This window comes from Clostridium gallinarum, assembly GCF_014836325.1.
GTDB lineage: Bacteria > Bacillota > Clostridia > Clostridiales > Clostridiaceae > Clostridium > Clostridium gallinarum.
Map to the genome: position 1 here is coordinate 25,325 of NZ_JACSQZ010000036.1, position 11,826 is coordinate 37,150.

The following is an 11,826-nucleotide window of genomic DNA, read 5'->3' on the forward strand; positions in this document are numbered from 1 at the left end:
TAAAATCCTGGCATAATCTATCTAATATTTTTATTTTATTTAATTTCTTCTGGTTTCTTTACTAATAAAGTAGCTGCTCCTGAAATAATCATACATACAGCTAATACAATGAATGAAGAGAAATAACTATCTTCCTTAGCAAATGCACTAACTAATTGTGGAGAAATAATTCCACCAACAAATGCACCTATATTTAATACTGCAAATGCTGAACCTATAATCTTTCTTGGTACAATTTGATATGGTATAGATAATAGTGCTGAGAAAGCTAACATCATAGTAAAATCAGAAACATATAATGCTGCTATAGCAACTTGATATACAGGTGCTGCTATAAACACAACTATACATATTGCTGTAATTATAGATAACCAAAAAATAAACTTTTGTTCTTTTCCTTTGAAATACTTAGTAATTACAGATCCACTTATTGCAGTTGCAATAGTCATAATTACATAGAATCCAACCATAATAGTACTTAACATTGCCGGGTTTTCAATATCAAAATTTACATGGAATACATTTGGTAGCCAGAACATCATTGCTACACCAACTAAGTTGCTAAATAATACAGCTACTGCTAATAATAATGTATTCTTATTTTTCCATGCATCAAAGAATCCTACTTTTTCTGCTGGTTGAGTCTTTTCTTTAACTTCTGTATTTGCTACCTTTTTATCTTTTAAGAAAATAATAACAAGAACAAGAGCTAATAAATAACCTGCTGCTAGCATGTAATAAGCATAATGCCAATTTACATTAATAATGCTTTGTCCAACTGTACTAGCAAGAATACCACCAATACCTGCAGTTGCAATTACTATAGATTGCACCTTTGCACATTGTTCTGGAGCAAAATTATCACTGATAATTTTTGGTGCACCATTTGTATATCCAGCTTGGCCAAATCCAACTAAGAAACGTAAGAAAAGAATTGCAAGCAATCCGCTAACATTTCCAAATAGGAATGAAAATACCATTAATATACTTAAAGAAACTACAACGAATTTCTTATATCCAAAACGGTCAACTAACCAACCACCTGGTATTGTAACTAAAATAAAACTAACATAGAACACAGAAGATAAGTTTCCCATTTCTGCTTTTGTAAAACCGTATGTACTAATTAACTTATCTGCAGTAAATCCAATCATACTTTTGTCTAGATTTGCAAAAATACCTATTAAACATACAATTCCAAATACTATCCATTCTTTTTTTGTAAATTTCATAGAATCCTCCTAAACAATCACTAAAACTTTACTTATAAATGAACATTTTCTCTTCCTAGGATAAAATTTTGTTCTCTACAGTAAAACTATAAACATGATTGCCATTAATAAAATAATATTTTTGTACATTTCATTAAAAATCAGTACCTGAGCTCAAACTTATATACGATACTAATTTTTATTACTGCTAGATATTAGTTCTAATGAAGTATTTGACTATTAATTATTTATAAGTTCTATTAATAAAAAGTTTTAAATTGATTAATTACTGACATAAAAAGATAAAATATATTTAAACAATATATCCTCTATATATTTTTCTTAATTGATATAAGCTATTTCATTTCTTACCTTTTTATATCATAATTATAATATTTCTTTTAACTAATACTTCTATAAAAAATCCTATTATCTAGCTGTTTTCTTCGTACAAGAGGATTATAAACCTTAAATGTAATTTAGAGTCAATCAATTATTTTAATATTTTTTTGTATTAAAATTTATATCTATCTTTAACCTTATTTAAAGTTTATTCAATAATTTCATTTACAAATGCATAATTAATTTTAGAAAATCGATTTAAAAGATAATTGTTATCAATATGCTCTAATAAGGAAAGCTTCTAAAAAGAAAAAAAGCAGAAACCCCCTTTAGAGTTCTGCTTAAATATATTTTATAACTAAGATTCTATTTTTTCATAAGGTATCCACACTAAATGAGATATAAGATATTCTTCTTCATCTATCCATCTCGCAAAGATTACACGAGATATACTTTCTCCAACAATTCGCAAATGATGTTTATTAGCATATTCTAATATCATTTTAGAAATGCCTTCTATATCATTCTTTGGGGTTGCCTCATAATAAAACACAATAGCTGGACAACTATCATAAAACTTTACAATATCATTTTCATGTATTCCAAGAAATTCTGCTGTTCGCTTATCTAAACAAAATCCAAAATCAAAATCTTTACCTAAATTCATCATAGCATTTAATTGTATAGAGCCTGACATAAAAGTAAGATCTGCGTATTTTAACCACTTAACTACCTCTTCTTGTACTCTTTCATCTTCAATTAATTCATGATTTTTTTGGTAACTTAAACGATATAAAGGTGGTCTCTCTCCAAGAAAACATTCTTGTTTAGCATCTTGAGCTTGAGTCATAAAATTAATTGTTGTATTAACACTATTTATTTTTAAATTTAAATAAAAAGCCTCATTTAATAACTCTTTTTCTCTTTTTATTAATGAATACTCTGCTTCTTTCATTGTACTCTCATTCATTATTTCTTTAATTTCGTGCAAGTTATATCCATATTTCTGGAACTTTTGAATGTTGAGTAAATGATTAACCTTTATAATATCAAAATATCTATAATTTGAATCTTCCTTATATGGTTCAATTAATCCCTTTTTTTCATAATTCCTTACTGTTTCAGCACTAATTCCAAGTAGTTTAGCAATTTCACCAATTTTATATGTTTTCACGATGAATCCCCCCAGACTTCTATAAACTATTATACTAAAGTTTATTTATATCTTCACGGTTATTTATTTATAAATTCTTATAGATTAAAGAAAAACGACCTAACCCCTACGGTTAAGCCGTTTTCATAAAAATTCTGGTACCCCCAACAGGGATCGAACCTGTATCTGTCCCTTAGGAGGGGACTGTTCTATCCATTGAACTATGAAGGCCTGAGTATCAAGTAAATTGTATAATAACATTTCAATTATGTCAATATTATGCAAAGGCTATAAAATTCAAAAGAAATTCTAATTACTTTTCTAAATTCTTACTTTGTTATATACTTTATTTATGGAATTATTTTATTGAAAGGATTTGATTGTATGTTTAGATCTATTATTTGGTATATAGTATTTTTTAGTACAATTATTATTAGCCTATCTGCTATGATAATAACAAAAATATTAGACAAAAAAGGACTTATAGAAAAAAGAGATATTTTAGTTTATAAGGTTACTACACTTTGGGCAAGCATTTTATTAAAGGTTGCAGGTGTTAAAGTAACAGTCCATGGACTAGAAAATATACCAAAAGATAAAAATGTTTTATATATAGGAAATCATCAAGGTAATTTTGATATACCAATATACATGAGTAAAGTTCCTGGTTTAAAAGGATTTGTATCTAAAATTGAGGTTAAGAAAATTCCTGGAGTTCGTACTTGGATGAACTATATGTATTGTGTCTTTATGGATAGAAGTAGTGTCAGAAAATCCGGTGAAGCTATTATAGAAGGTATAAAAATCTTAAAAAAAGGACATTCTATAGTAATTTTCCCTGAAGGTACTAGAAGTAAAGGCGATAAAATGGGAGAGTTTAAAGCTGGAAGCTTTAAGCTTGCTACCAAGTCTAAAGTTCCTATAGTTCCTGTTACTATGAATGGTTCCTATAAAATCATGGAGAAGAGTGAAAAGAAATGGATAGTTAAACCAGCCCATGTGGATTTATATATACATCCAGCAATTGAAACTGCAAATTTATCTAAGGAAGAACAGGATGAATTGCCTAAAAAGGTTTATGAAATTATTAAAAGTAAATTACCATGCTAATTAAAAAAATGTGGTGCTATTTTAAAAGTACCGCATTTTTTAATTTAAAAAGCTTTTTTCTAAATTAATTAGCTTCTCTTGTATATCTGTATGATTTCCTGCATATCCTATAAGCTTTTGATTTTTACCTATAACTCTATGGCATGGTATTACTATTGGTATAGGATTAGCTTTATTTGCTTGACCAATAGCTCTAACAGCTTTTTCATTCCCTATAGCTTTTGCTATATCACTATAACTTCTAACTTCTCCATAAGGAATATTTATAAGCTCCACCCAAACCTTTTTTCTAAAATCCGTATCTTCAATATCTAAAATTAAATCAAAAGATTTTCTTTTCCCTAAAAAATATTCTTTTATTTGTTTTATTTCTTCTTTACACATTTGTTCATCTTCTATTAAATTATATTTATCTTTAAAATTATCCCAATCTTCTTCAATTATTTCTATATTCCTTAATCCTTTATGACTTTTTATGATATAAATATTTCCTACTATAGTACTTATTTTATAATAATATAATTTTTCATCATTATTCTTCATTATTCTACTCCCTAAAAGGTTTACTTTTTTCCTTTTCTATAAATTTTATAAAATTACTTATTTTTCTATCAAATAATACGAGCATATTTTTCAAATATAGTGTATAATAAATTAGTTAATATAAAATAACAGCTTATGATTAATTGTATATTATTTTAAATCAATAAAGATAATTTAGATAAATTCAATTAAATTTAGTATGATTTTAATACTTAATTTTATACTAAATTAGTTAATATAAAATAATCGCTTATGATTAATTATATATTATTTTAAATAAAGAGAAAGAGGATTTTAGATGAACGAAATTAAATTTAGTAACTTAGGGCTTAAGGATACCCTTTTAAAATCTATTGATGAATTAGGTTTTAAAGAACCATCCCAAATACAAGCTGAGGCAATACCAGCAGCAATTGCAGGACACGACCTTATCGGGCAAGCTCAAACTGGAACTGGTAAAACTGCTGCCTTTGGATGTGGAATAATTAATAGCATTACAAAAAAGGATGGCCTTTCTGCTATAATCTTAGCTCCAACAAGAGAATTAGCTATACAAGTTAATGACGAGCTTAGAAGATTATCTAAATACGATAACCTATCAATACTTCCTGTATATGGTGGAGATCCTATAAGTAATCAAATTAGAACATTAAAAGGTAATGTAAATATAGTAGTTGGTACTCCTGGTAGAGTTTTAGACCATATAAAGAGAGGTACTATTAAATTAGATAAAATTAGATTCTTAGTTTTAGATGAAGCTGATGAAATGTTAAATATGGGCTTTATTGATGACTTAGAAGATATAATAAAACAACTACCAAGTGAAAGACAAACTTTATTATTCTCAGCTACAATGCCTGAACCAATAAAAAAATTAGCAAAAAGATATATGAAACCAGATGCTAAACATATAGCTATAAAGAAAACTTCAATGACTGTTTCTAAAATTAGTCAAAGCTTCTTTGAAGTATCTCATAAAACTAGATTTGAAGCACTTTGTAGAGTTTTAGATTTTGATACACCATCTTCTGCAATAATATTCTGTAGAACTAAAAAGGGTGTTGATGAATTAGTTGAAGGTATGCAATCTAGAGGCTATGTTGTAGAGGGAATGCACGGAGATATGTCACAAGCTCATAGATTAAGAACTTTAAAGAAATTTAAAGATGGTTCTTTAAATTATTTAATTGCAACCGACGTAGCTGCAAGAGGAATAGATGTTGAAGGTATAACTCATGTAATAAACTATGATTTACCACAAGATGTTGAAAGCTATGTTCATAGAATAGGTAGAACAGGAAGAGCAAATAGAGAAGGAACTGCTTACTCATTAGTTTCTCCAAAAGAATATTCTATGTTAAAGCAAATTAAATCAGTTACTAAGAGTGATATTTCCAGAAAAGCTATCCCTACAGTTAATGAAATATTCAATAGTAAATCATCATCTATTTTAGAAGATGTTACAAATACTATTAACGATTCTGATTATTCAAGATTTATTCCAATAGCTAAAGAGCTAAGCGAAAAATTTGATAACATTGAAATTATTGCAGCCTTAATTAAGAGCAAATTTAATAGCGAGTTACTTGAAAACTATAAATCAAATGTTCTTGAAGCTCCAAAATCAGAAGATATACGTTTATTCTTATCTGTTGGTAGAAGAGATGGAATAACACCTAAATCTTTAGTTAACTTTATAAAAGATACTGCTAGAATTAAAGCAACCTCTATAGGAGATATAGATATATTAGAAAACTTCTCATTTGTAAATATAACTCCAGATGTTAAAGATAAGGTTATCGAAAAATGTATCGGTCGTAAGTTAAATAATAGAAAAGTTAATATAGAAATTGCAAATAGAAAAAGAAAATAATATTTAAAATTTCTTAATACTTAAAAGCTGTGTCACTTTAGTTTCACAGCTTATTTTATTTTGCTTAGCAAAACAAAAAAAGCGAGCATTTTTGCAATGAAAAATTTAAAATGTAGAATTAAAGAAAAAAATCCTTAATTCTACATTATTTATTTGCATTTCTTCTTTATTCCTTCATAAAGATATTTAATATGTTCTGTATCTACTTTTTGCATATCTAGCATTTTAACTCTATTTTCAACTTTACTTAAAGCTTCCTTTGCTCCTTGGAAATCTTTTTGACGAATACAAGCACTTGAATATTCTAATAAATAATCTATTTTAAGTACTAATTCTGCTAAATCTTCTCTATCATCATTAACTAAATCAACTAATAATGAATATATCTTAGGAGAAGTATCTTTTCTTACACTGCTAAGCAAGTCATTATTTTTGCTAGTTTTTCTACTCATAATCTCACCATCCTTATAAAATTATATATTTATATTAATTTATATCATATTTTTATAATATCCCCAATACATTTTATTGTATGAAAAATATAAGGGGGTATTTAGCTATGCAAAAATACGTATGTGTTCCATGCACTTATGTTTATGATCCTGAATATGGCAATCCTGATAACGGAATTGATCCAGACACTGCTTTTGAGGATTTACCAGATGATTGGGTTTGTCCTGTATGTGGTGCAACAAAAGATGAATTTGAACCTTTAGACGATTAAATTCATATACATATTATCTTATTACTTTATACTTAAATATAATTCGTAATTAGATAATATGTATTCATTTTTTACTTTTTAAATTATTTAATTTTGTTATAAATTATCGGTTCTTCAGATCCAGAAACTATTACTCCATTTTTTCTAAATATTTCTGTCACATACATTTTTCCATCATATACTTTTTCTACCGCTGTAAATATTACTTCCGGAGCAAAAATTGTTTCACTTTCAGCTAAAAAGTATTCTTCTCTTTCTTCAAATGTAATTGGAGTAAATTTCTCTGATAATTTTAAATCATTATAATCCATTACTAATTTATCATTTGAATTTACAAAATCATTATATTCTATATTGCTTGGTAATTCATAAGAGGTTAAAACAACATTATTCTCTTCATTTAAAGTATATAAGAATAAATGACGTAATGCTGTTTCCTTTTCTCCATGATTATAGTAGGTTTCATCTATTGTAAAATATCCCTTAAAATCCTCTGGAAGATTCTCTATCTTACTGTTACATATACCTATTATATGTTTTGCTCTTGGAACCTTAATTTCTTCATTTAATGATTTTTCTTTTTCAATTTGCTTATCATTATTAAAAGTTCCTTCTATATAATTTATAAACTTATTTAATTTTTCCATTCTAACCCTCCTAAATTAAAGCCTTAAATTTATTAAAACTTTACACTAATAAATAATATAATTAAATTATATCATTATTTTCTAACTGAAACTCTATAAAAACTTCTTTTATAAGTAATTATTCTCTATTAAAAGTAATTATCTATACAATTTTATTTTTTCCTTATATTTTTATATTAGGTTAATACTATTTCTTTAATATATAGAAAAAAATATGAGATATAAATAACTTTATATCTCATATTCTTAATACACTAATAATTATTAATTATAGCATCTATTGTAATCTTCATCTTCTTATTTAATTCTTCATCTTTCAATAAAACCATTGAAATTAAATCTAATAAATACATAACTGAAAACTGGCTATTTATAAATTTATTCTTATCAATAAATTTAGGATTATATACTGTAAATTCTATATCGGAATACTTACTTATACTACTTTCTTCAAAGCTTGTTATACAAACTGTTTTAGCTCCATTTTCTCTAGCTCTTCTTAATGAATGTATTACCTCAACAGTTTCTCCAGATATAGAAATACCTATAACTAGATCATTATTCGTTACTATTGAACTATTAATTATCATCATATGTGAATCAGAAATACAATGAACATTAAATCCCATTCTCAAAAGCCTTTGCATCATTTCTTTTCCAGTTAGTCCTGAACTACCAACTCCATAAATATATATACTTCTTGCTTTTTTTAATTCATCAACAACTTTAAATATAGTTCTTTTATCTATCAGCATTTTAGTTCTTTCTATAACTTCATTATAGTATTGATAAGTATATGAAAATATTTCATCATCATCTTCTACTACTTTTTCCATCTTGTTTGAACCAAGCATAATTTTCATATCTACAAAACTATTACATCCTATCTTCTTAGCAAATCTTGTTATAGTGGCTCCTGAAGTACCTATTACTTTTGCTAAATCTGTAATATTAATATTTTTTATGCTTTCTCTATTCTGCATTATATAATCAGCTATAGATTTTTCTTTATCAGAAAAACTATTATATATTCTTTGAATTTCATATATTATATCCACTTTACCCTCCCAAATATCGTCATAAATTATCAACCCTATTTTAGAATATCATTAAAGCTATATAAATAAAAGAGCTGTCTTTAGGACAGCTCAAATTAAATTATAATGCTTTTAACACTTCATCGTTAAACTTTTTAGTTATTAATTGTGGTCTTGTTATTGCACTACCAACTACAACAGCATAAGCACCTTTTTCTAAAGATAATCTTGCTTTTTCTGGAGTATCAAAATTACCCTCTGCTATTACTTTTGCTTTGCAGTCTTTTATTAAAGCTTCTAAAACTTCAAAGTTATTCATTCCTTTTGAATGCTCTGTATATCCTACTAACGTAGTTCCTACATATTGAAATCCAAGTTCTCCAGCTCTTAAACCTTCTTCTATAGTAGATATATCTGCCATAAAACTTTGATCTGGATACTTCTTAAATATTTCTTTTAGAAACTCTTCATCTTGATTTATTGTTGCATCTAAAGCTATTATATCAACCCCGGCTTCAACTAAGGCATCTACTTCCTTCATTGTTGGTGTTATATATGGCTTTATATTTTCATAGTCTATTTTTATTATGCCTATGATTGGTAAATCTACTTCCTTCTTTATAGCAACTATATCTTCAACACTATTTGCTCTTATTCCAATAGCACCGCCTTCTTTAGCTGCTACAGCCATTCTACTCATTATATAAGAGCTGTGTAATGGTTCATGAGCTAATGCTTGACATGATACTATTAATCCTCTATTCATCTCTTTCACTATTACTAATCTCTCCCTATAATTTCATTAATTTTTTGTTTTATTGGATCTGCTTTAGCTCCAAATATTGCTTGTATTCCACCTTTAACTTCTAATACTGCAGTAGCTCCTAAGGATTTAATCTTGTTTTTATCAACCTTTTTAACATCTTTAACTGCTACTCTTAATCTTGTTATACACGCATCTACATCTTCTAAGTTTTCAGCTCCACCAAGTGCTACTAAAATTTGTTCTGCTACTTCATTTAAACTATCTTTAGTAACTACATTAACATTTTCTTCTTCTGTTTCTCTTCCTGGAGTCATAACATTAAACTTAGTAATTAAAAATCTAAATACAAAGTAATATAACGCAAACCAAATTGCACCTATTATTAATACATATATCCAATTTGTTTTATCATTTCCTTGAAGAACACCAAATAATGTAAAATCAATTAATCCACCTGAGAAAGTGTTTCCTATTGATACATTTAATATATCAGCAATAAAGAATGATAAACCGTCTAATGCTGCATGAACTACATATAACCATGGAGCTACAAATAAGAACATAAATTCAATTGGTTCTGTAATACCAGTAACAAATGAAGTTATCGCTGCTCCTAAGAATAATCCACCTACTAATTTTCTCTTTGCTTTAGGTACACAGTGATACATAGCTAAACATGCTCCTGGTAAACCAAACATCATTGTAGCAAAACGTCCAGCAAAGAATCTTGTTCCCTCTGTGAATAATCCAACATGATTTGGATCTGCTAATTGAGCAAAGAATATATTTTGTGCACCTACTATATTTTGACCTGCAACAACTTCAACTCCACCTAGTTCTGTATACCAGAATAATGGATAAATCATATGATGTAGACCAACTGCACCTGTTAATCTTAATAAAAATCCATAAAGGAATGTTCCTATTGGTCCTAAACCAGCTATACCATTGCCTATTGAAACTAACCATCCTTGGAATGTTGGCCAAATTAAAAAGAATATAGCGCCTATAAATATTGCTGAGAATGATGATACTATAGGAACAAATCTTGATCCACCAAAGAAACCTAAAACTGATGGTAATTGAATGTTTCCATATTTGTTATGCAAATACGATACTGTTAAACCAATTATTATAGCTCCAACAACTCCCGTATCTATTGATTCTACTGTTGGATTAAATGCTGTAATCATTCCACTAATAGAAGCATTCATAACTAAGAATGATACTGCACCTGCAAGACCTGCAGTTCCTTTATCTTTCTTAGCTAGTCCTACTGAAAGTCCTATACACATAATAAGTGCTAAATTTGTAAATACAACATTTCCAGCAGAAGACATTATTGAGAATATACCTTGTAGCCAAGAAACATTTAAAAATGGATATGCTTGAACTGTATTTGGATTAGATAATGCTCCTCCAATACCTAATAATAAACCTGCAGCAGGTAATATTGCTATTGGTAGCATGAAGGATTTACCTATCTTTTGTAATTGTTTAAACAAAGTTCTTCCCCCTCTTTTGTAAATTATTTATTTATATTTTGTTGTTTATAAATTTTTCTTTTGAATACATTTACATAGTACCATGAAAATTATTTTTATTCAATAGTTTACATAAAAATTTTTTTCACATTTAATCATTTATAAATTTATTTATATTCCTATATTCTCCATTTAAAATATATTCATTAAGTTAAGTTGAGAATATAGTAATTATGAAAATATTATTCAATAATAATTCTATCTAAATAATATATTCATCGCTTTATACGTATAAGGTGCAAATAAGTTGAAATTTATTATTAATAGTGATAGAATCATTTTATAATATTAATTATTATTTAATAATTATAATCAAAGGAGAAATTTATGTTAGATCAAAAAACTATAGATATAATAAAAAGTACAGTACCAGTTTTAAAAACTCACGGAGTAGAAATAACAACTACTTTTTATAAAAATATGTTTGAAAAAAATCCAGAAGTAAAATCTTTATTCAATATGGATAAGCAAGCTTCAGGAGAACAACCAAAAGCTTTAGCTATGTCAATATTAGCTGCAGCTCAAAATATAGATAACCTATCAGCAATAATGCCTGTTGTAAATAAGATTGGAACTATACATTGTAATTCAAATGTTAAACCAGAACATTATCCAGTAGTAGGAGAACATTTATTAGGAGCTATAAAAGAAGTTTTAGGAGATGCTGCTACTGATGAAATTATAGATGCATGGGCTAAAACTTATGAAGTTCTTGCTCAAGTATTTATAGGTGTTGAAAAGGATATTTATTCTTCAAGAGACTAAAAAATAATGGGCTTTTAATAGCCCATTATTTTTACAGTTTGTTGAAAAACCCCTGTTTTAAAAAAACAGAGGCTTTTTCTATTATAAATTGTGGATAAATTTAATATTAAA

The 11,826-nt window shown here is 27.2% G+C and carries 12 protein-coding genes and 1 tRNA gene; 4 read left to right on the forward strand and 9 right to left on the reverse strand.

What is annotated here, in order from left to right; all coding sequences use genetic code 11:
• Positions 1 to 35 precede the first annotated feature (35 nt).
• The 3 genes from H9660_RS10450 to H9660_RS10460 form a co-directional block, all read right to left on the reverse strand.
• Positions 36 to 1,232, reverse strand: a complete 1,197-nt coding sequence (locus H9660_RS10450) for an MFS transporter (protein WP_191750324.1) — start codon at positions 1,230 to 1,232, stop codon at positions 36 to 38.
• 679 nt (positions 1,233 to 1,911) lie between these two features.
• Complete coding sequence (locus H9660_RS10455) at positions 1,912 to 2,727, reverse strand: MerR family transcriptional regulator (RefSeq protein ID WP_191750325.1); 816 nt, start codon at positions 2,725 to 2,727, stop codon at positions 1,912 to 1,914.
• A gap of 135 nt (positions 2,728 to 2,862) precedes the next feature.
• Positions 2,863 to 2,937: transfer RNA gene (locus tag H9660_RS10460), tRNA-Arg, on the reverse strand.
• 153 nt (positions 2,938 to 3,090) lie between these two features.
• Between H9660_RS10460 and H9660_RS10465 the strand changes: the two genes are divergently transcribed.
• Positions 3,091 to 3,816 (forward strand): lysophospholipid acyltransferase family protein, encoded by a 726-nt coding sequence (locus H9660_RS10465; RefSeq protein ID WP_191750326.1) that lies wholly within the window; start codon positions 3,091 to 3,093, stop codon positions 3,814 to 3,816.
• A gap of 39 nt (positions 3,817 to 3,855) precedes the next feature.
• On the opposite strand, the gene H9660_RS10470 is transcribed toward H9660_RS10465, so the two are convergent.
• The gene (locus H9660_RS10470) at positions 3,856 to 4,359 is read right to left on the reverse strand and encodes a methylated-DNA--[protein]-cysteine S-methyltransferase (RefSeq protein ID WP_191750327.1); all 504 of its coding nucleotides are present in this window, start codon (positions 4,357 to 4,359) and stop codon (positions 3,856 to 3,858) included.
• Positions 4,360 to 4,657: 298 nt separating this feature from the next.
• Between H9660_RS10470 and H9660_RS10475 the strand changes: the two genes are divergently transcribed.
• On the forward strand, positions 4,658 to 6,232 hold the full coding sequence (locus H9660_RS10475; RefSeq protein ID WP_191750328.1) for a DEAD/DEAH box helicase: 1,575 nt from the start codon (positions 4,658 to 4,660) through the stop codon (positions 6,230 to 6,232).
• 149 nt (positions 6,233 to 6,381) lie between these two features.
• On the opposite strand, the gene H9660_RS10480 is transcribed toward H9660_RS10475, so the two are convergent.
• Positions 6,382 to 6,684 (reverse strand): hypothetical protein, encoded by a 303-nt coding sequence (locus H9660_RS10480; RefSeq protein ID WP_191750329.1) that lies wholly within the window; start codon positions 6,682 to 6,684, stop codon positions 6,382 to 6,384.
• A 107-nt stretch (positions 6,685 to 6,791) separates the two neighbouring features.
• Between H9660_RS10480 and rd the strand changes: the two genes are divergently transcribed.
• Positions 6,792 to 6,956: a rubredoxin gene (gene rd / locus H9660_RS10485; protein WP_191750330.1), complete on the forward strand. Its 165-nt coding sequence runs from the start codon at positions 6,792 to 6,794 to the stop codon at positions 6,954 to 6,956.
• 83 nt (positions 6,957 to 7,039) lie between these two features.
• Here the strand turns inward: rd and H9660_RS10490 are convergent, their stop codons facing one another.
• The 4 genes from H9660_RS10490 to H9660_RS10505 form a co-directional block, all read right to left on the reverse strand.
• The gene (locus H9660_RS10490) at positions 7,040 to 7,603 is read right to left on the reverse strand and encodes a hypothetical protein (RefSeq protein WP_191750331.1); all 564 of its coding nucleotides are present in this window, start codon (positions 7,601 to 7,603) and stop codon (positions 7,040 to 7,042) included.
• A 254-nt stretch (positions 7,604 to 7,857) separates the two neighbouring features.
• Positions 7,858 to 8,661 carry an SIS domain-containing protein gene (locus H9660_RS10495; protein ID WP_191750332.1) on the reverse strand — a complete coding sequence of 268 codons (804 nt, stop codon included), beginning with the start codon at positions 8,659 to 8,661 and terminating at the stop codon, positions 7,858 to 7,860.
• A 100-nt stretch (positions 8,662 to 8,761) separates the two neighbouring features.
• The gene (locus H9660_RS10500; RefSeq protein ID WP_191750333.1) at positions 8,762 to 9,406 is read right to left on the reverse strand and encodes an N-acetylmannosamine-6-phosphate 2-epimerase; all 645 of its coding nucleotides are present in this window, start codon (positions 9,404 to 9,406) and stop codon (positions 8,762 to 8,764) included.
• Positions 9,407 to 9,420: 14 nt separating this feature from the next.
• Positions 9,421 to 10,911: a PTS transporter subunit EIIC gene (locus H9660_RS10505; RefSeq protein ID WP_191750334.1), complete on the reverse strand. Its 1,491-nt coding sequence runs from the start codon at positions 10,909 to 10,911 to the stop codon at positions 9,421 to 9,423.
• 366 nt (positions 10,912 to 11,277) lie between these two features.
• Between H9660_RS10505 and H9660_RS10510 the strand changes: the two genes are divergently transcribed.
• Complete coding sequence (locus tag H9660_RS10510; protein WP_191750335.1) at positions 11,278 to 11,715, forward strand: globin domain-containing protein; 438 nt, start codon at positions 11,278 to 11,280, stop codon at positions 11,713 to 11,715.
• The last annotated feature ends 111 nt before the right edge of the window (positions 11,716 to 11,826 follow it).